Origin of the sequence: Synechococcus sp. 65AY6A5 (assembly GCF_002760415.1) — a bacterium.
GTDB lineage: Bacteria > Cyanobacteriota > Cyanobacteriia > Thermostichales > Thermostichaceae > Thermostichus.
The window spans coordinates 2,058,351-2,078,488 of sequence record NZ_AXUW01000001.1; the positions used below are offsets into that span (position 1 = coordinate 2,058,351).

At 61.6% G+C, this 20,138-nt stretch carries 17 protein-coding genes; 10 read left to right on the forward strand and 7 right to left on the reverse strand.

The window, feature by feature from the left end; genetic code table 11:
* From SYN65AY6A5_RS14465 to purF, 4 genes are all read right to left on the reverse strand, one after another.
* Positions 1-525 (reverse strand): pentapeptide repeat-containing protein (locus tag SYN65AY6A5_RS14465; RefSeq protein ID WP_240531029.1); only part of this gene is annotated, 525 nt, incomplete at its 3' end.
* 466 nt (positions 526-991) lie between these two features.
* Positions 992-1,408, reverse strand: a complete 417-nt coding sequence (locus tag SYN65AY6A5_RS09825) for a DCC1-like thiol-disulfide oxidoreductase family protein (protein WP_099812550.1) — start codon at positions 1,406-1,408, stop codon at positions 992-994.
* 10 nt (positions 1,409-1,418) lie between these two features.
* Positions 1,419-1,946 (reverse strand): peptide deformylase, encoded by a 528-nt coding sequence (gene def, locus SYN65AY6A5_RS09830; protein WP_011429188.1) that lies wholly within the window; start codon positions 1,944-1,946, stop codon positions 1,419-1,421.
* A gap of 57 nt (positions 1,947-2,003) precedes the next feature.
* Positions 2,004-3,548 (reverse strand): amidophosphoribosyltransferase, encoded by a 1,545-nt coding sequence (gene purF / locus SYN65AY6A5_RS09835; protein WP_346426189.1) that lies wholly within the window; start codon positions 3,546-3,548, stop codon positions 2,004-2,006.
* Positions 3,549-3,899: 351 nt separating this feature from the next.
* Here purF and SYN65AY6A5_RS14055 point away from each other — a divergent pair, with 351 nt between their 5' ends.
* The 3 genes from SYN65AY6A5_RS14055 (at position 3,900) to SYN65AY6A5_RS09850 (ending at position 8,331) form a co-directional block, all read left to right on the forward strand.
* The gene (locus SYN65AY6A5_RS14055; RefSeq protein WP_168173319.1) at positions 3,900-4,586 is read left to right on the forward strand and encodes a hypothetical protein; all 687 of its coding nucleotides are present in this window, start codon (positions 3,900-3,902) and stop codon (positions 4,584-4,586) included.
* Positions 4,587-5,020: 434 nt separating this feature from the next.
* Positions 5,021-6,079, forward strand: coding sequence for a glycosyltransferase family 4 protein (locus SYN65AY6A5_RS09845; protein WP_099884319.1), 1,059 nt, complete (start codon positions 5,021-5,023; stop codon positions 6,077-6,079).
* Positions 6,080-6,165: 86 nt separating this feature from the next.
* Positions 6,166-8,331, forward strand: coding sequence for an amylo-alpha-1,6-glucosidase (locus tag SYN65AY6A5_RS09850; RefSeq protein ID WP_099813277.1), 2,166 nt, complete (start codon positions 6,166-6,168; stop codon positions 8,329-8,331).
* A gap of 1 nt (position 8,332) precedes the next feature.
* On the opposite strand, the gene SYN65AY6A5_RS09855 is transcribed toward SYN65AY6A5_RS09850, so the two are convergent.
* From SYN65AY6A5_RS09855 to SYN65AY6A5_RS09865, 3 genes are all read right to left on the reverse strand, one after another.
* Positions 8,333-10,114: an ABC transporter substrate-binding protein gene (locus SYN65AY6A5_RS09855; RefSeq protein WP_011429180.1), complete on the reverse strand. Its 1,782-nt coding sequence runs from the start codon at positions 10,112-10,114 to the stop codon at positions 8,333-8,335.
* Between the two features lie 182 nt (positions 10,115-10,296).
* Positions 10,297-10,770: a 2-C-methyl-D-erythritol 2,4-cyclodiphosphate synthase gene (gene ispF / locus SYN65AY6A5_RS09860; RefSeq protein ID WP_011429179.1), complete on the reverse strand. Its 474-nt coding sequence runs from the start codon at positions 10,768-10,770 to the stop codon at positions 10,297-10,299.
* Positions 10,771-11,076: 306 nt separating this feature from the next.
* Positions 11,077-11,412: a TIGR02450 family Trp-rich protein gene (locus SYN65AY6A5_RS09865; RefSeq protein ID WP_099884321.1), complete on the reverse strand. Its 336-nt coding sequence runs from the start codon at positions 11,410-11,412 to the stop codon at positions 11,077-11,079.
* Positions 11,413-11,656: 244 nt separating this feature from the next.
* On the opposite strand from SYN65AY6A5_RS09865, the gene SYN65AY6A5_RS09870 reads away from it, so the two are divergent.
* The 7 genes from SYN65AY6A5_RS09870 (at position 11,657) to SYN65AY6A5_RS09900 (ending at position 19,998) form a co-directional block, all read left to right on the forward strand.
* Complete coding sequence (locus tag SYN65AY6A5_RS09870) at positions 11,657-11,980, forward strand: hypothetical protein (protein ID WP_143596990.1); 324 nt, start codon at positions 11,657-11,659, stop codon at positions 11,978-11,980.
* A gap of 153 nt (positions 11,981-12,133) precedes the next feature.
* Positions 12,134-13,486: a TldD/PmbA family protein gene (locus tag SYN65AY6A5_RS09875; RefSeq protein WP_011429176.1), complete on the forward strand. Its 1,353-nt coding sequence runs from the start codon at positions 12,134-12,136 to the stop codon at positions 13,484-13,486.
* 73 nt (positions 13,487-13,559) lie between these two features.
* Entirely contained in the window at positions 13,560-15,509 is a 1,950-nt protein-coding gene (locus SYN65AY6A5_RS09880; protein WP_206336957.1) for an alpha-1,4-glucan--maltose-1-phosphate maltosyltransferase, read from the forward strand.
* Between the two features lie 55 nt (positions 15,510-15,564).
* The gene (locus SYN65AY6A5_RS09885) at positions 15,565-17,034 is read left to right on the forward strand and encodes a glutamate-cysteine ligase family protein (protein ID WP_099884323.1); all 1,470 of its coding nucleotides are present in this window, start codon (positions 15,565-15,567) and stop codon (positions 17,032-17,034) included.
* A gap of 234 nt (positions 17,035-17,268) precedes the next feature.
* Complete coding sequence (locus SYN65AY6A5_RS09890; RefSeq protein WP_099812557.1) at positions 17,269-18,270, forward strand: M14 family metallopeptidase; 1,002 nt, start codon at positions 17,269-17,271, stop codon at positions 18,268-18,270.
* Positions 18,271-18,705: 435 nt separating this feature from the next.
* Positions 18,706-18,852, forward strand: a complete 147-nt coding sequence (locus tag SYN65AY6A5_RS09895; RefSeq protein WP_206336868.1) for a photosystem II protein Y — start codon at positions 18,706-18,708, stop codon at positions 18,850-18,852.
* A 33-nt stretch (positions 18,853-18,885) separates the two neighbouring features.
* The gene (locus SYN65AY6A5_RS09900) at positions 18,886-19,998 is read left to right on the forward strand and encodes an FAD-dependent oxidoreductase (protein WP_011429170.1); all 1,113 of its coding nucleotides are present in this window, start codon (positions 18,886-18,888) and stop codon (positions 19,996-19,998) included.
* The last annotated feature ends 140 nt before the right edge of the window (positions 19,999-20,138 follow it).

Consider the following 20,138-nt stretch of genomic DNA (forward strand, 5'->3'; position numbering starts at 1 on the left):
GGCAAGTCTTGCTCCCCTCAGGTCTGCTTGAGCCAAGTTGGCCCCACTCAGGTCAGCCCAATCCAGGTTCGCCCCGCTCAAGTCTGCCTGAGCTAGATTTTTCCCCTGGGCGTGGCCGTTGACAATTTCCCAGATCAGTTGCCACTTGCGGTCAATTTGCGTTTCGCGGGAAATGACGACCCACTTCAAGTTGGCGTCTGCTAGATTGGCTCCCCGCAGGTTGGCCCCAATGAGATTGGCCCCCATCAAGTTGGCTCCGCTTAAGTCGGCTCCCCTCAAGTCTGCACCACTGAGGTCTGCCTGACTGAGGTTGGCTCCAACCAGGCTGGCGTGGCTTAGATTGACCTGGCCCAGTCTCGCTCGACTCAAGCTGGCCCCGCTTAAGTCCACCCCCCTTAGGTTTAGCCCGCTGAGGTTGGCCCTCCTCAGATCTGCCCAGCGAAAGTCCCGCTCGCCGGCTCTATATCGTTCTCGGATGTCTCCAACCGGACGCAGGGGAACTTGATAGGTTTTTGCTACTTGCACCAGTTGAGGTATGCCAGAGCTTAGTAAGGTCTTCCAAACTGCAAACTGCACCTGCCAATCCAGATGCTGCTGCGTTGTCTGTAGAAGAATCTTTCTGCTTTTTTCACCAAAGCTTCCAACAGTCCCGTTTCCCCCATAAGGATGGCCACTCCTAAGGACTAGCTGAACGGCTCCTGAACTGCCGGCAACTCCTTCAGCTTTAGTCTTTCCATATCCAGTTGTAGCCACAGCCCACTCCCTGTCGGCTAACTTCGTTTCTATTTTTACTTTGGCCCTGGATAAAGACAAGGTCAGACTTGGGGAGTTCTCACCGGGAAGGTATTCTTCGATATACTAATATTTCGATATGCTAATATGTTCAACTTCAACCTTTCAAACGTGCCAGCTTTGAGGATAGGAATTCAAACTTGGCAAAGGGATCCCTTGGGCCAGGCAGATAAGTATTGCAGTTTACAGAAAAAGAGCTTCAGTCCTTTTCTGCCAAGGGATCCCGGCAGCGCTCACAGACAGCCGGTAGATAAAGGGTGTCACGGCGGCCAAACCACTCGTAGCGGTGATCCCGGATCTGGGCATAGCTCCAGTCTCCCAAAAGCTTGAGGCCGGGAAGGTTGTGGTAGAGGGCCAGCCACAGGGATCCGCTGGGCAAGAGGGCGGCAATTTGTTCGACGGCGGCGGAGCCCTGCCAGCGGCGCTGCGGCTGCTCCAGGTCGATCAGGATCATCCCCAATTCCATCTGCTCTGGCGGGATCCCCCACTGGGCCAGGGTAGCTCCATCCTGCATGGGGGCGTAGCGAAACTGCTGGCCGCGATCCAGGCGCTCCAAGAGCTGGACTCCACTGGCGCAGAGGTTGCACAGGCCGTCGTAGATGACCAGGTAGGGCATGTTGGGATCCTCAGGCAGGGGGCTGGGCCAAAATCTGGGCTTGGTAGTCGGCCTCAGAGAGCAGTTGCTGCGGCTGCCGATCTAGGAACAATCGGCCCCTGAGGTGATCGTATTCGTGCTGGAAGATGCGCGCCGGAAAATCCCGCCAGACCACCCGCTGCCGGGATCCCTCAGGGGTGTGGTACTCCACCTCCACCTCGCGGGAACGGGCCACCAGGCCGCGGCAGTTGGGCACGCTCAAGCACCCTTCCCACCCCAGCACCTGCTCCTCGCTGCAAGCTAGGGGGCGGGGGTTAACCATGACCAGCGGCTCCATCTGGGGTGCATCAGGATAGCGAGGGTTGGGACGGGAGGCTACGATGATGACCTGGAGGGGGAATCCCACCTGAGGGGCCGCCAAGCCCACCCCTTGGGCCTCTTTCAAAGTGGCGAGCATCTCTTCAATTAGGTTTTGCAAAGCCGGCGTCCCAAACTCGGCGACCGGCTCAGCCACTTGAGTCAGGATGGGATCCCCTAGCTGGCGCAGGCGTAAAGTCATGGCGATTGCAGGCATTCAAATGCAAACTGCGGCGAACCCTCCTCTCCCCCCAGGCTCCTAGCGGTCTTTGCGGCTGGCTGCCGTTTCCAAAGCCAGCTTGAAGCGCTTCAGCCCCTCCGGGATGGGGATGGGGTAGTGGCCGGTAAAGCAAGCGGAGCAGAAGGAATTGGGATCCCGGCCCGTAGCGGCCAGCATGCCTTCCCAGCTCAGGTAGGCCAAAGAGTCCACCCCGATTTTCTCGGCAATTTCTGCCACCGAGTACTTGGCGGCAATAAGCTGATCTTGGCTGTCGGTGTCGATGCCGTAGAAGCAGGGATGGGTAACCGGAGGGCTGGAGATGCGCATGTGGACTTGGGTGGCCCCCGCCTGGCGCAGGGCCTTGACGATCTTTTGGCTGGTGGTGCCCCGCACAATCGAGTCGTCCACGATCACAATCCGCTGCCCCCGCAGCACGTCTTCCAGGGGGTTGAGCTTCATGCGAATGCCCCGCTCCCGCATCGACTGGGTAGGCTGAATGAAGGTGCGGCCCACATAGCGGTTTTTGATCAGCCCCTCCGTGTAGGGGATCCCTGTCTGGCGGGCATAGCCAATGGCTGCCGGGGTGCCAGAATCGGGCACCGAGATCACCCAGTCGGCCTCTGCCGGCGCTTCCTTGGCCAGTTGTTCCCCCAGCCGCACCCGGTAGGAGTAGAGGCTCTCCCCGTGCATGCAACTGTCGGGGCGGGCAAAGTAGATCATCTCGAAGATGCAGAGCTTGGGGGTGGCCTCGGCCCAGCGCACCGATTGCAACCCTTGCCGGCTGATCCACACCAGCTCTCCCGGCTCCACCTGGCGCAGATACTCCGCCCCGATGATATCCAACGCACAGGTTTCCGAAGCCAACACGCAGTGCAGCGGCTGGGCTTCGGGGTGGTTGGGCTTGCCGTCGCTGCAGAGGATCCCCAGCATCTGCGGCTGCAGCAGCTCCTGCTTAGCGGGGTTGCTGCTCAAAAGCCCCAACACGAGAGGGCGCACCCCATAGGGATCCCGTGCCCCGATCAGCCCTTCTGGCGTGCCGATGACCAGGCTAAAGGCCCCGCGGCAGCGGCGCAGAGCCTGACAGGTGGCTTCCACCCAGCCTTGGCCCTGATTGACCGCCTGGGCAATGGCGTGGGCAATACACTCCGAGTCGGTGCTGCCGGTGAGGTGGCGGTCGGCAGCTTCCAGCTCTTGCCGCAGCTCTTCGGCGTTGACCAAATTGCCATTGTGGGCCAAAGCCAGCGGCCCCAGGCGGGTTTCCACAATGATCGGCTGAGCGTTGGCGGCGCGGCTGGAGCCGGTGGTGGAGTAGCGGGTGTGGCCCACCGCCAAGTCGCCGCTCAGTTGGCCCAGATTTACCGGGTCAAAAACTTGGGAAACCAACCCCATCGCCTTGTGCACTCGGCAAAAGGCCCCCTCAAAGGTGGCGATGCCCGCCGATTCCTGGCCTCGATGCTGCAGGGCAAACAGCCCAAAATAGGTCAGCTTGGCCACCTCCTCGCCGGGAGCCAGAATGCCAAACACCCCGCAGGCCTCTTTGGGCCCTTCCTGGCTGTTCCAGAATTCAGCAGGTCGCTCTTGCAGCCCTGCTTGCGCTGAAGATGGTTCTGCTCCCGCCTTCGCTGCCATGGATCCCCTCTTGCTGTGGCACTTACCAGTCTAACCTGAGCGCCCTTGAGATCTCACCGCCGAGGCGGATCCCATGCGGTAGATGTCACCCGTAGTGTTTACAAAAAATTGAGGCTCTATCTATAGTGTTAGGAGCACCCGCGAGACTCTGCTTTCGCAGTTGAGGGAGCAGGGCTGTGTGGGTTTTGAGTTGAACGCTGCCGAGACTCAGTTCTCCCAACAAAACCCCAAAGCTTGTGTTATGAGGAGCCAAAGCCCATGAAACAGCAGCCCCCTAGGTTCCGCCAGAGCTGGATGTTCTCCGCAATGAGAGCGAGTGTAGCCGCTTTTGTGTCGTTGTCACTGGTGGCCTGCCAAGAAGATGCCCGCGAACAGCCCTCGGTCACCATTACGCCTGTGCCAGTAACGGTTGTGGCACCGACGCCCACGCCTTTTCTCGTCCCCAGTCCGACGCCTACTCCCGTCCCGACGCCTCTGCTCACCCCGACCCCCACCCCACTCTTGAATCCGTTCCCCAGCCCTTCCCCCACCGCTTCCTTCTCGGCGGAGCCACCTTCGATTGCCGTGGTGGCACTGACGGACGCGCGACAGACGGTTCCCTTCAATGTCTTGGTGGCTGTAACAACTCCTGCGGGTTTGGGCAGCGGCATCAGCTTCCGGGTGGAAATCCGACAAAACCCTCTCACCCTCACGTTTGATTTCACTGCCGCTGCCGCCGGCTGTCAGGTCAACAGCAGAACCTGCATCGGCACCCTTCCCATCACCATTCCGGCCTCTGTCCCTCCTGGAGATTACGAGGTTACGGCCATGGTAGCAGACACTCAAGGCCGCATTGCCTCGGCCAAAGCCCCTTTGCGGGTACTGCCGCCGCCTTCACCCACCCCAACACCAACCCCGACCGGCACGCCCAATCCTTTTCCCTCTGTGTCGCCTTCGCCCAGCCCTTCCCCTCGTCCCAGCCCTTCGCCCACCCCAACGCCTAGGCCCACCTAACCAGCGGAGACAGTTCCTTGGCTGTCTGGGGAGCCGAGGTTGTTTTTGAAATGCTTGCCGGGCAGCAGGTGTTCAAGGTCTGCAAGTTGAGGAGGCTGCTGGGCTCCGGCACGGGGGTAAGCTAGGGTTTGCAAGAGGCGCCGCCGACGTTTCTCCCTCCAGGGATCCCGGAAAAGTTCGGCCAGATTCGGGAATTGGGGTGTTTTCTTGCCAGCCCCTGTAGCAGGCTCAGCCGGCTAGCATAGAGGCTAAACCTGGCTCTGACTGGATCCTGTTTTTATCCTGCTTTAGCCAAGGGGTTGTTAGCAGCAAGAAAATCTGCGACCGACTGTCAAACAACTGTGCTGCCGGGATCAGCGCCCGGAAAGCGCCTTTCAGCTCGGCGCAGCCAACAGCCCCGAACGGCTGCCAAGTTTTTAGTTCGGAGGATAACGATGCGCATTGCTCAGATTGCCCCGTTGCACGAGAGCGTGCCCCCCAAGCTCTACGGCGGCACGGAGCGGGTGGTCTCTTGGCTAACCGAAGAGCTGGTGCGGCGCGGGCACGAGGTGACTCTATTTGCCAGCGGCGACTCCCAAACCCAAGCCCGCCTGATCCCCTTTCGGGAGCGGGCTCTGCGCTTGGATCCCACGGCCATCGACACGGTGGCGCCCCACATCCTGATGGTGGAGAAGGCCTTTCAGATGGCCGACGAGTTCGACATCATCCACGGCCACATCGACTACTATCCCTACGCCCTGGCCCGCCGCCATCCTCAAGTCTCTTTTTTGGCCACCCTACACGGGCGACTGGACATCCCGGAGCTGCAGCCTCTCTACACTGAGTTTCAGGACATTCCGGTGGTCTCCATCTCCAATGCCCAGCGGCGGCCGCTGCCCCAGGCGCGCTGGGTGGGGACGGTCTACCATGGCTTACCCCTGGATCTCCACCGTTTCTACCCAGAAAAGGGGGATTACCTGGCCTTTCTGGGCCGGGTCTCGCCGGAAAAAGGGTTGGACACGGCCATTGAAATTGCCGCGCGGGCAGGGATGCCGCTGAAGGCTGCTATCAAGATCGACGCGGTGGATCGCCAGTACTACGAGTTGGAAATTAAGCCTTTGGCCAGCCGCCACCCCAATGTGGAGATCGTGGGGGAAATCACCGAACAGGAGAAAAGCGAGTTCTTGGGCAAGGCCTATGCGGTGCTGTTTCCCATCCGCTGGCCGGAGCCTTTTGGGCTGGTGATGATCGAAGCGATGGCCTGCGGCACGCCGGTGATCGCCACCCGCTTTGGCTCGGTGCCTGAGGTGATGGCGGACAGCCGCTCCGGCTTTATTGTCGATTCGGTGGAAGAGGCCGTAGAGGCAATCGAAAAGGTGGGATCCCTTGACCGAGCCGGGGTGCGGCAGGTGTTTGAGGAGCGGTTTAGCGTCGAGAGGATGGTGTCGGAATATGAGGCCCTCTACCGGCAACTGGTGAACGAGCGGCAGGAGATCTCGAAAAAGGTGGCTTAACAGATGCCGACCCTGCCCAGTGGAAGCTGGTGCTGTTTGGGAACCGCTTTTTCGCCTTATTTGGGCCAGATATTGGGAAGACCGAGATGGCCGAAGACATTATCCAGATTCAGGATCAGTACTACATCCGCGCCAGCGCTTCGCTGGTGGAGGCGCGTCCCCACGTCCTCAAGCAGGACAACTGCTTTGCCATCTTTGACCGGCTGGGCAACATGCGCCCCCTCGGCATCCGGGATCACGGCCTGTTTCGGGATGATACCCGCTTTTTGTCGCGGCTGGTCTTGGATTTGCAGGGGAAGCAGTTTTTGTTGCTTAGCTCGGAGGTGCGAGAAGACAAGGATATTCTGGCGGTGGATCTGACCAACCCCGAGTTCACCACCTCGAAGGGGCAGTTTATCGGTCAAGATACCCTGCATGTTCTGCGGACTACTTTTTTGTGGAACAACGTGGCCTACGAGCGGATTCGCATCCACAACTACGGCTCGGAGCCGTTTCGGGTGCCGCTGACCCTGCGCTTTGAGGCCGATTTTGCCGATATGTTTGAGATTCGCGGCATCCGGCGCTCGCAGCGGGGACAAGTGCTGCCACCCCAGGTGAGCTCAGAAGGGGTAACTTTGCGCTACCGCGGCCTGGACGGGGTGGAGCGGCAAACCCGGATCTTGTTTTCTCCTGCGCCGGAGGTGGTCTCGGAAAAGCTGGCGCAGTGGTGGGTGCCGCTGGCGCCCCAGGAGGAGCGGGATTTGGAGGTGCGGGTAGTCTGCAGCTATGGCGGCGAGGAGATCCCGCTCTTGAGCTACCAGGAGGCCCTGCAGGCGGAGCGGGAGCATCGGGCGGCGCTAAGAGCTCTGGCCCACCGCATCGACACTGGCAACGCCCAGTTTAACGAGTGGCTCAACGCCTCGCGGGACGACCTGGTGATGATGCTGGCCCGCACCCCCTACGGGCTCTATCCCCACGCCGGGGTACCTTGGTTTGCCACGGTCTTTGGCCGCGACGCGCTGATCACCGCCTTGGCCACCCTCTGGTGGTTTCCCGATTTGGCACGGGGGGTGCTGCTGTACCTGGCGGCCCACCAGGCCCAGGAGGTGGATCCCAGCCGCGATGCCGAGCCGGGCAAGATCCTGCACGAGCAGCGCTACAGCGAGATGGCCAAGACCCGCGAGATCCCCTTTGGCAATTATTTCGGCAGCATCGACGCCACCCCTTTGTTTGTGGTGCTGGCGGGGCGCTATGTGCGCCGCAGCGGCGATCTCGAGCTGTTGCGGCAGTTGTGGCCGAATATCGAGGCAGCCCTGAGCTGGATGGACACCTACGGGGATCCCGACGGCGACGGCTTTTTGGAGTATGCCGGCAAGGCGCGGCGGGGCCTGCGCAACCAAGGCTGGAAAGATTCGGAAGACGCCATCTTCCATGCCGACGGATCCCTGGCGGAGCCGCCCATTGCCCTGTGCGAGGTGCAGGGCTACGCCTACGAGGCCAAGCGGTTGGCGGCGGAGATGGCGGAGCTGTTGGGGCGGCAGGCGCAGGCAGCCCAGCTGCGACAGCAAGCAGAAAAGCTGCAGCAGCGGTTTTGGGAGCAGTTTTGGTGCGAGGAGCTGGGGGGGTATGTCCTGGCTCTGGACGGGCGCAAGCAGCCCTGCCGCGTGCGCAGCTCCAACATGGGCCACTGCCTGTTTTCCGGGATCGCCCACCCGCAGCATGCCGAGCGCATTGCCCGCCAACTTGTGGAGCCGGCTTTTTTTAGCGGCTGGGGGATCCGCACGCTGGCGGAAGGGGAAGGGCGCTACAACCCCATGTCTTACCACAACGGCTCCATCTGGCCCCACGACAACGCCCTCATTGCAGCCGGGCTCTCCCGCTATGGCTACAAGGCGGAAGCGGCCCAGGTGTTGACGGCCTTGTTCGATGCCAGCCAGTTTCTGGAGCTGCGGCGGCTGCCGGAGCTGTTCTGTGGCTTTCGCCGGCGCCAGCGGGAGGGCCCCACCCTTTACCCCGTGGCCTGTCTGCCCCAGTCTTGGGCGGCAGCCAGCGTGTTCTTGCTGCTGCAGGCCTGCCTGGGGCTGGAGATCGACGGGCTGGCCCAGCGGGTGCACCTGACTCAGCCCACCCTGCCCCTATGGCTGCCTCATGTAACTCTTGAGAACATTCAGGTGGGGCGGGGATCCCTGGACATCGGCCTGTATCTCCAGGCAGGAGGGGTGGGGATCAACGTCCTTAGAAGCACGGGGGAGGTGGAGCTGACGGTGAGGTAGGCTACCGCTCCTGCAGCACGTCCTGGATGGAGAGCTGATCCAGGTTCCAGAGAGGGCCGAGGATGGGGCGGGGATCCACCCCTTGCAGGCGGTTGCGCAGGGCCGAGAGCACCAGGGGATTGAAGGTGCCGATCTGGGGCAGTTGTTCCTGGATGATCACTTGAAAGCGGTCGTAGAGGGCCTTGCGCTTTTCAAAGTCCAGCTCCCGCACCCCTGCGATAAAAATGCGGTCGATCTCCCGCTCCCAATCGCTCACCTCCACCCCTTCGGCGGGGTTGCCGGGCAGATCCCCCAGGTTAAACAGGTGCAGGCGGCCATCGCTGCGCCAGATGTTGGAGCCGTTGTTGGGCTCGGTGCCGCCGCCGCCAAAGCCCAGCAACAAGGTTTCCCAGTCGCGGCTGTCGGTGCGCTGCACCACCGTGTTGAAGGCGATGGGGGTGAAGTCCACGGTGATGCCGATCCGCGCCAGGTCGGCCTTGATCAAGGCGCCGGTGGCCTCCCGCTGGTTGTTGCCGGCGTTGGTGATCAGGCTGAAGCGGACGCGGTTGCCGTCGGGATCCCGCAGGTGGCCTTCGGCGTCGTAGGTATAGCCGGCAGCCAAGAGCAGTTGCCGCGCCTTCTCGGGATCGTAGTCGTAGGTGGGCAGGCCCTCTGCTGGGCTGAGGTAGAAGGGGCTGGCGGGGGAGAAGACCGAGTGCTGGATCTCGCCCAACCCCTGCAGGACGCTCTCGACGTAAAACTGGCGGTTTAGGGCGTGGGCCACCGCCCGGCGGAAGTTCAAATCGTTGAACCAGCGGCTTTTGACGGGATCCACAAAGGGCCGTCCGGTTTGGGGGTTGCGGGCCCGGCTGAGGTTGAAGGCAAAGAAATTGTTGTTGAGGGTGGGGCCGAGATTGTAAATCGTGAACTGATCCCGCTTTTCTTCCCGCTTCAGGAGCTGAAAGTCTCTGCCCCGCACCGAAAACACGTCGGTCTCGCCGGAGCGAAACTGCAACAGGGCCGTATCTTCCGAGTCCACGATGCGCAGGATGACCCGCTCGATGCGCGGGATCCCTTCCCCTTTCCAGTAGTAGGGGTTGGGGCGGTACACCAGCCGCTGGCCGGGGGTATATTCCTGCAAGACGTAGGGGCCGGCCCCCACCAATTCCTGCACCGGCGTGTCAACTCCCCAGGTCTGCAAAAAGAGGGGGTTGCCCTGGCCGTCCACCTGCTCCACGGTGGGCTCCAGAATGTGCTTGGGCAAGAGAGGGGATCCGGCCTGCAACAGGAAGGGGGCGAAGGGCTCCGGCAGGACAAACTCAACCCGCCGCTCGTCCAAGGCCCGCACCTGGGGCAGCGCCCCCGCCTCGCCGATGCGCAACACATCCCGCGCCGAGGTCGGGATCCGCTCGTCGAAGATGATGCGGTTGAAGGTAAAGTCCACATCTGCCGCCGTCAGGAGCTCCCCGTCCGACCAGCGCAGCCCCTCCCGCAAAGTAAAGACATAGCGCAAGCCGTCCTCAGACACTTCCCAGCCTTCCGCCAGCTCCGGCTTGGGCAGGAGGGTATCTTCATCGAGGGTGACCAGGCCCGCCTCTAGGTAGGCGATGGCGTCGCGGCTGGAGCTCTCGGTGGCCAGATAGGTGTTGAAGGTTTTGGGATCCGAGGTAACGGTGGCAATGAGATGGGGCGGGCGGGCGGGAGCAGCACAGGCGCCAAGCCAGAGGAGGAGGATCCCTAGGAATAGGGGAACAAAAAGGCTTCTCTTGAGCTGCTCTGTTGAGGTGGTGTTTTGGCCTGCCATTTCCTTGGCTGAGTATCCGAGCAAGTTTGAAAGGGCCCGCCAGCGCCCCTCACCCCCAGCCCCTCTCCCAATCGAGGCAGCAGGGGGTTGCACGGCAATTGGGGCAAACTTTTGAAGCGGTTGCTTGCCAGTTTGGCAGCTTGGGCAGCGCGATGACCAGGTGCTTCCCAGAAAGCGGCGGCTCAGCGTTCCAGCAACAGGACGACGGCAAAGGCGGCCATGGCTTCTCCCTGGCCGACGGGGCCCAGTTTTTCGTTGGTGGTGGCCTTCACGCCTACTTGTTTGGGCGATAGTTGCATGGCCTCGGCCAGGCGGGCCTGTATGGCGGGGATGTGGGGCTTGAGCTTAGGCTGCTCCGCTACCACGACGCTATCGACATTGGCAATGCGCCAGCCCTCTTGGCCTACCAGTTGCACCACCTGCTGCAAGAGGAGAATGCTGTCTGCCCCCTTCCAGCGCTCGTCTTCGGGGGGAAAGTAGTAGCCGATGTCCCGCAGGGCGGCGGCCCCCAGGAGAGCGTCCATGATGGCGTGGGTGAGCACGTCGGCGTCGCTGTGGCCCAACAGCCCTTTTTCGTAAGGGATCCGGATCCCACCTAGGATCAGGGGGCGCCCCTCGACGAGGCGGTGGATGTCATAGCCCTGGCCAATGCGCACTGTTCCGGCTCCCTTGGGAAAACCATCGAGACCTCTGCCACTTCCTCCCAAGAGCTTGGCTCACGGGGAGAGGACAAGCGGCTTTTGAGAACGACCTCTCTCTATTCTGCCGACTCGAGAGGGGAGTAGCAGATGGGACAAGAAGAGCCACTGTAGCAGTCGAAGCAGATGAGGTGGGATTTCCCGTAGGGATTGGTACAGCGCTTGGCCCACTGATAATCGCTGTAGCTGAGCTCTTTCCCGCAGACATCGCACCTGGGCATCTTTTTTCTCCGAGACTTCTCCCCCTTGCTTAAGGATACAGCGCTAGAGGGATCCGGGGATCCCTGCAGGCGGGGGGAAATCATCTGCCGGCAGAGGGTTGTCCAGAAGGGGATCCTGCCGCCCGCAGGGGATCCCGTCTTCCAGCGGTGCCCAGCCCGGCTGCCAGAGATCCCGGTTCTTGAGGGTGGCGGCGTTGACCCAGAGGCGCACCTGGGGATCGCAGACGGCCCTCAGCTCGGCAAACACCAGCCCCCCTTCTCCCTCTTGGCGGGCGGCGACCTGAAAATGTCGCCAACCCATCACCGGCTGAACGGAAGTCCACTTGGAGCCGAGGAGGTGGGGAAAACGCTGTTTTTGGCGGGGTTTGCTGCGAGCCACGGGACGGACGGGTGCTGGCAATTGTTTTGAGATCGGCCAAGCTTTTTTGACGGTTACAAGAACCCTGGGGAGCAGGCAAAACGAGCAGAAGCCGTCCGCTTTGGATTCTCCTGCGATCGGTATGATCGAAGGGATACCTTTAGCCTATCCAACCATGGGGCAACACTGGCAACGGCTTCAGTTCTTTTCTCGTCAGATATTTTTAAAGGGAGGCCTTCTGTTTCTGATCCTGGCTGGCCTGATCTTGGCAACAGGACTGCCCCTGGTCGCGTCCAGCGCTTGGGCGGCCACCCAGCCGGCACTATCCGGCAAACTGACGGGGCCGGAGTGGCGCCAGGCGGATCCTGAGGCCAAGCAGGCCTTTTGTCGCAAAGCCTTTCAGGCCTTTCGGGCCTCTCCTGCCCAGAGCTACATCATCAGCTCCAACGTGCAGGCTTTGACCCCAGAAGGTTTGTGTCAGCGGCTGGATCAGTTCTATCAGTACGCCATCCACGACGAGATCCCGCTCAACCAGGCAGCCAACATTGCCCCCCTGCTTTTTTCAGATCAGCCCCTGGAGCAGCCCTGATCCGATAGGGATCCGGAAAACCGCCGGCAAACGGATCCCGGCGCCTGAGGGAACCGCTTGAAACAGGCGCGCTCTTCTGGGCCCCGTTCCTGGGGCAGGCCTTGCTGCTAGGGTCGATAATAGAACTGTTCTCTTGCGGATCTCAAGTTTTCTATGGCCGGCTCCGTCATTTCTCCTGAAAACCTGCTGGATCTCTGCGAACAGGGTGTGCAAAAGGCTTTGGCTGCCGGAGCTGACCAAGCAGAGGTGTTCGCCAACTCAGGCCGCGAGACGGAAGTCACCTTTGAGAAAAATGACCTCAACCTGGCCCGCAGCAGCAGCGAGACCCTGTTCGGCATCCGGGTTTTCTGCGGCGGCAGGCTGGGCTTTGCCACCTCCAACCGCCCTGAGGATCTGGCGGAGACGGCTGCTGAGGCGGTGGCCATGGCCAAGGCTTCGCCGGCGGATCCCCTCAACGGCCTGCCAGATCCCCAGCCCCTGCCCCAGGTGCCTTTTGCCCTCGACCCGGGCCTGCTGGAACTGGATGCCGCCGAGCTGACGCAACTGGGATCCCAACTGGTGGAGTGGGTGCGCTCCCAAGACCCGCGCATCACCATCGACAGCGGCTCGTTCAGCGTAGAAGAGGATACCGTGGCCATTGCTTCTTCCACCGGCATCCGCGCCAACTACCACAGCGTCGAGGCGGGCGGATCCCTGTTCGGCATGGCCATCGATGGGGACGAGGTGGGCAGCTTTGCCTACGACGGCGACAGCGTCCAGAAGCGGGCGGATCTGGTGCCGGCGCTGGAGCGGGCTTTTGAACGCTTTGTCCAGAAATGTGTGGGGGCCTTGGGAGCTACCGAGGGAGAGAGCTTCCGCGGCCCCATCGTCCTGCCGCCGGATGTGGTGGAAGAGTTTCTGGGGGATCTCGTCTTTGTGCTGGGGGCGGACGCGGTGCGCAAAGGCAAAAGCCCGCTGGCGCAGAAGATGGGATCCCTGATCGCCAGCCCCCTGTTGACGTTGGTTTCCGAGGGGCTGGGCTTGCCTGGCTACCCCATCGAGCCCTTCGACCGCGAGGGGATCCCCCGCCAAATTACCCCCCTGATCCATGAAGGGATCCTCTGCAACTTCATGTACAACAGCTACGAAGGCCGGGCTGCCGGGATCCCGTCCAACGGCCATGCCACAGGGGGGGCGGGCAGCTTGCCGGGCGTGGGGCCGGCCTGTTTGAGCGTGGCCCCGGGGACAACCCCTTTGTCTGAGCTGTATGCGATGGAGCGGGGCATTATCGTCACCCGGCTTTCCGGCAGCAGCAACCCCATCACTGGCGATTTTTCCGGGGTGGTGAAGGGGGGCTTTTTGGTTAAAGGCGGCGAAAAACGCCCCATCCTGGAGACCACCATTGCCGGCAACCTCTACGATTGTTTGCGCAATATCTCCGCCATCTCACAAGAGGTAACCGTTTTCAACGGCACCACCGCTTTTCCCGCCCTGCGCATCGAAGATGTATCGGTAACGGCGGGCTAACGTAAAGTCGGTTGGGCATTCTGAAAGGGCAGGCTGGCAAGCCTGTGAGCAGGCAAAGGCAAGCTGAGGGATCATGATGTGGCCAACGGAAGGTCGGCAACGCGCCATCATCGAGGCGGTGACGCCGGAAATCGACGGCGGGCGCTACGCCATCAAGCGGACGGTGGGGGAGTATGTGGTGGTGGAGGCGGACATCTTCGCCGATGGCCACGACCAACTCTCGGCGGTGCTCAGTTTCCGCCAGGCCGGGGCAACCGACTGGGAGGAGATCTTCATGGAGCCCCTCGGCAACGACCGCTGGCGGGCCCAGTTCCAGGTCACGCAAATCGGCCAAGCTTTCTACCGGATTCTGGCCTGGGTGGATCCCTTCAAAACCTGGCAGCAGGATCTGCACAAGCGGGTGGCTGCCGAGCAGGATGTGGCGGTGGAGCTGTTGATCGGGGCGGAGCTCGTGGAGCGGGCCGCCCAGGCTCAAAGCGGGGATCTGGCGGCGAAGTTGCGCAACTACGCCCAAATGCTCCGCCAAGGCGGGGATCCAGCTATCGAGATCGCCCTTTCCCCGACGCTGGGATCCCTGATGCAGCTCTACGGCGAGCGCCGCTTCGTCACCGCCTACCCGGAGCGACGGGTCTGGGTGGATCCGGAGAAGGCCCGCTTCAGCACCTGGTACGAGCTGTTTCCCCGCTCCTGTGGCCCTGACGAGCACACCCACGGCACCTTCCAGGATGTGATCGCCCGCCTGCCGCAGATTGCCGAGATGGGCTTTGATGTGCTTTACCTGCCCCCCATCCACCCCATCGGGCGCACCTTCCGCAAGGGCAAAAACAACGCCATGACGGCGGAGCCGGATGACGTGGGCTCCCCCTGGGCCATCGGCGGGCCAGAAGGCGGGCACAAGGCCATCCATCCCCAACTGGGATCCCTGGAGGATTTTCATCGCTTGGTGGCGGAGGCCAAAAAATTCAACATCGACATCGCCCTCGATATCGCCTTCCAGTGTTCGCCAGATCACCCCTATGTGAAAGAGCACCCGGAATGGTTTAAAAAGCGGCCCGACGGCACCATTCAATATGCGGAAAACCCGCCCAAGAAGTACCAAGATATCTACCCTCTCGACTTTGAGACGGAAAACTGGCAGGCCCTCTGGGAGGAGTTAAAAAGCGTTATCGAATACTGGATCGACCAAGGGGTAACCATCTTTCGGGTGGATAATCCCCACACCAAAGCCTTTGGCTTCTGGGAGTGGTGCATCGGCGAGATCAAGGCCAAGCACCCGGAGACAATCTTTTTATCCGAAGCCTTTACGCGCCCCAAGCTGATGAAATCCTTGGCCAAGCTGGGCTTCACCCAATCCTATACCTACTTCACCTGGCGCAACGACAAATGGGGCCTGACCGAGTACTTCACCGAGCTCACCCAAACCCCGATGCGGGAGTACTACCGCCCCAACCTCTGGCCCAACACGCCGGATATTCTGAACGAGTTTTTGCAAAAGGGGGGACGCCCGGCTTTTATGCTGCGCCTCATCCTGGCGGCTACGCTGGGGGCCAGCTACGGCATCTACGGCCCCGCTTTTGAACTCTGTGAAAACCGCCCGCTCCGCCCCGGCAGCGAAGAGTATCTGGACTCAGAAAAATACCAAATCCGCCACTGGGATCTGGACGCGCCGGATAACTTGCGGCCTCTGATCGCGCAGGTGAACCAGATCCGGCGGCAAAACCCGGCTTTGCAAAGCGACTGGAGCCTGGTGTTTCACCCCACCGACAACGAGGCCCTGATCTGCTACTCCAAGCGCACCTTTGATGGCAGCAACCGGATTTTGGTGGCGGTGAATCTGGATCCGTTTCACATTCAATCTGGCTGGGTCACCCTCAACCTGGGGGCTTTGGGTTTGGAACACTGGCAAACTTTCAAGGTGATCGACCTCTTGGACGGCCAGCAGTACTCCTGGCAGGGATCCACCAACTACATCAAGCTGGATCCCTGGACGATGCCGGCCCATATTTTTCTCGTCGAAAGCTGAAGCCCGATACCAGCAGTGCAGTGATCTCATCCACGAAAGCCGCGGAGTTGTCTCGATGGGCCAAGAGATTGCCTCCCTCAGCTTTGGCGCAGAGGACTTTGCCGAGTTCAAAGCTCGGCTGCAGCAGGAGACGGATCTGCTGGACCGCTGGCTGGCCGGCCTGCCGGGGCTGGATCCCATTTGCCGGCCTTTTGCTCAGGGATCCCCGGTGGGCGGGTTTGAGCTGGAAGCTTGGCTGGTCACCCCCCAGGGAGATCCGGCCCCGATCAACTCAGCTTACCTGGAGGCCGTCAACGACCCGCTGGTGGTGCCGGAACTGGCCCGCTTCAACATCGAGCTCAACAGCCGGCCCCAGGTTTTGGTTGCATCCGCTCTGCAGCAGCTCCGCCAAGAGCTGGAACAGAGGTGGGATCGCTGTTGCCGAGTGGCCGAGCAACTGCAGGCAGGGCTGATGACCATCGGCATTTTACCCACGCTGCAGCAGCAGCAGCTAACCTTGGAGATGATCTCCCCCCGCAAACGCTATCTGGCCCTCAACGAGCAGATCCTGAACCTGCACCGGCGCGAGCAATCCTCGGGGATCCCGCCCCTGGGGCTAGATATCGAAGGACCGGCTGGGCGGTTGCGGGTCACCCACCCAAACGTCATGCTGGAGGCAGCCACCACCTCTTTTCAAATCCATCTGCAGGTGGCCCCCCACCAAGCGGCCCGTTACTTCAACGCTTCCCTGCTCGTGTCGGCCCCCTTGGTAGCGCTGGCGGCCAATTCTCCCTATCTGTTCGGGCACGACCTATGGGCGGAAACCCGCATCCCTGTGTTTGAGCAGGCGTTGGATGGCCCACCCCCCCTTGCCCCCACCCACCAACCTCGCGTCACCTTTGGGCAAGGCTATGTGCAAGAGTCCCTGATGGAGTTGTTCTGGGAAAATCTACGCTGCTATCCGGTGGTGTTGCCGCAGAGGCTGGCCTCACCTCCTACTGAGCTAGCCCATCTGCGCTTGCACAACGGCACCATCTGGCGCTGGAACCGCCCTCTGGTGGGGGTGGATCCCTATCCCCATCTGCGCATTGAACAGCGGGTGGCTGCAGCAGGTCCCACTCTACCCGACATGATCGCCAATGCCGCCTTCTACTTTGGCCTGGTGCAAGCTCTGGGATCCCAGCCCGTCCCCCCCGAGCAGGAGCTGAGCTTTGCCCAGTGCCGCGCCAATTTCTACGCGGCCGCCCGCTTCGGCCTCGAGGCCCCCATCACTTGGCTCAAGGGTTGGCAGGGATCCCTGCGCCAATTGCTGCTGGAAGAGCTGATCCCCCAAGCAGAGGCGGGTTTGGTTCAACTGGATCTGGCCCCCTCCGATATTCAGGAGTACCTGGGCATTCTCCGCGCCCGGGTGGAGTCGGGGCAGAATGGGGCCACCTGGCAGCGCCGCTATGTGGCTCGGCATGGTAAAGATATGCAACAATTAACCTGTGCCTACTGGGAACGGCAGCGGCAAGGCCAACCGGTACACACCTGGGATCTCAGCTAGGGCTCTCTCCACAGCCGGTTGTACCAGCGGTGGGCCACCGCGGCGGCAGGGCGGATCCCTGGCCCGCATCTCGAGTGGGCAAACTCTCTCTCAGATGGCCTTGTTGCGACCCGAGCTACCGCAGCGAAACGGTTCATTCGCGACCAAGGACTTCGTTGGACTTCTGCTCCCTCCTACCCCAGGGAGAGAGGCCAAAAGCCAGAAGTTTGAGTCGAGCCTCTTAGCCCAAACAGTATGCTCACCGTTCTCGATCATCTACCGGATCAACTGCTGGATCTAGAGGCCCATCAGCTTTACGACCGATTGGGTGGGCCAACCCTCATCCATCTGCCGGGGCGACGGGATCCCGCCCTGTTTGTCTCTGTGCTGCTGCACGGCAACGAAACCACCGGTTGGCAGGCGGTGCGGCAGCTCCTCCGCCACCACGCCCAGCGGGAATTGCCCCGTTCTCTGTCTCTCTTCATCGGCAATGTGCGGGCCGCCCGCTACGGGCAACGGCGCCTGGACGGCCAACCGGACTACAACCGCATCTGGGGCCCCGGCTCCACCCCCGAGCACGCCATGGCCCAGGCCGTCCTGCAGCAGATGCAGCAGCGGGGCGTGTTTGCCAGCGTCGATATTCACAACAACACCGGCACCAACCCCCACTACGCCTGTGTCAATTACTTGGATGCCTCTACCCTGCACCTGGCCACCTTGTTTGGGCGCACCGTCCTCTACTTCACCAAGCCGGAAGGGGTGCAGAGCATGGCCTTTGGGCGCTTCTGCCCGGCGGTAACCCTGGAATGTGGCAAGCCGGATCAGCCCCACGGCACCCAACATGCCTGCGAATTTCTGGAAGCCTGCCTGCACCTGTCGGCGCTGCCGCAACGCCCCGTCCTCAGCCAGGATATCGACCTGTTCCACAGCGTCGCCATCGTCAAGATCCCAGACGAGGTAAGCTTCGGCTTTGGGGAAGAGGCGGGCGACCCGCACCTGCGCTTTCCCCCCGATTTGGATCTCCTCAATTTTCGGGAGCTCCCTCCCCACACCCGCATCGGCTGGACGAACAACGGCTTCCACCTGGAGGTACAAGACGAGCAGGGCCAAGATGTGGCGGATCGCTTCTTCTATGCCCAAGATGGCGAAATTCGCACCCGCGTGCCCATCATGCCCGGCATGCTCACCCTCAACAGCCGCATCATCCGCCAAGATTGCCTCTGCTACTTGATGGAGCGCTACTCCCTGGCTGGCTAAACTTCCGCGCTACTCTCGGGCGCAGTCTACGTGGCGCCAGCGACGGACGTTCTCGCCTAGCTCGATTGGCCCATCCCCGCAAGAGGCAACAAGGCAAGCTCTTGTCCAGAAGCCGGGCTTGCTGCAGAATGGGCTAGGAACGGCGAAGCAGCCACTCTCCGGCTGTGTGAAGATCCTGAGTAAGCAGCAACTCTGAGAAATCATCCAGGGATCCTGTCCTGCTGGCGTGAGCGGAGGTTTTTGCCCCAGTCCGTCAGGGCTTAGCGGGAGAAGGTATACCTGGGTTTATTCTGGACATAGCCGTTCTTCCGGAGTTGTACCCCGCCCAAAGCGAAACCCAAACCCCAAAAAAGCTTCGCTCTTCGGGATCCCAGCAGTTGCTAACTCTGGAAGCTCTTGTTACTCCGTTGATGAGAGGGGGATGAAACTATGGATATGGATCTCCGTCCGCTGATCGTCCTGGCACCCATTGTTTTGGTGGTTGGCTGGGCCGCTTACAACATCATCAAGGCTGCCATCAAGGGGGAAGCCAAGCTCTTCGGCGAAAGGGGCAACAACCCCTTTGGCAAGAGCGGGAGTTGAAGGTGGGATCCGGTTGCAGCCGATAGGCCCTGTATGTCAGACGAAAATCTCCAGGGGGCAAGGCCAGGCCTGGGCAACGCAAAGTCGGCGGACGTCGTTGTCGTCGGGGCCGGGGTGGCTGGCCTAGCCTGCGCACGGCAACTGCGGCGGGCGGGGCTGGAGGTCTTGGTGCTGGAGAAATCGGTGGGTTTGGGTGGGCGCATGGCCACCCGGCGGGTTGAGCATGCCGGACAAACAGTGCCTGTAGATCACGGGGTTCAATACCTGACCGCCGATTCCGACAGCTTTTATCGCTGGCTGAAGGAGCTATTGGGCCTGGGGCTGCTGAGGGAATGGACGCGCTCGTTGCACCTGCTGGATCGAGAGGGGTTGCGCCCAGAGGACTCCAACGCCGAGAAACCCCGCTACATCTGCCCACAGGGCATGACGACGCTGGCCAAACAGCTAGCCACCTCCTTGTCCATCCACACCCAGACGCGTGTGGTCGGCCTCAGGCCGCTGGCAACCACCTGGCAATTACAGGCCGAAAACGGCCAGTGCTACGAGGCCGCGGCAGTGGTGATGGCAATCCCAGCTCCCCAGTTGTTGCCTTTGCTGCAAGAGGGGATCCCTCCTGCCGACAACCTGCTCTCTCTGCCGGGATCCGCCGCCTACCAGCCCTGCATTGCCGTTTTGGCCGGCTATTCGAAGAGCACGCCGCTGCCGCCTTGGAAGGGGATCAAGTGTTTGCAGGATCCGATGCTGGCCTGGCTGGCCCTGGACAGCAGCAAGCGCCTACAGCCCTTGCCGCCGCTGGTGGTCTTGCACGGGGGGGCGGAGTGGTCGTCGCGGTATCTGGATGCCGGCCCCGCCGAGTTGGAAAAAGCTGGTCGAGAACTGCTGGATCACGCCGCCAAACGGCTGGATCCCTGGCTGGCCTCGCCGCAATGGATGCAGGTGCATCGCTGGCGCTACGCTTTTCCTGTGGAAACGATAGGTTTGGCCAGCCTGGGCACCCACGTCCCTGCCGGTGCCGGCAAGGGGTTGCCGTTGGTCTGTGCCGGCGATTGGTGTGCCGGGGAGCGAGTAGAAGGCGCCTGGCTCTCCGGCCAGGATGCTGCTAAAACCTTGCTGGAAATGCTGGGGATCCCTGCGCACGCCCGCTAACGGCGCCATCAGAACCTCCGGGGTACTCCCGCCACAGCGCAGCTTGGCGGGCTGGAGGATAGGCGGTGAGACGAAGGGGTTCAATGCCCCTGAGTCTCACAATCTGGGCGTTGCCTGCTGCTCGACATACTTCTTCAACT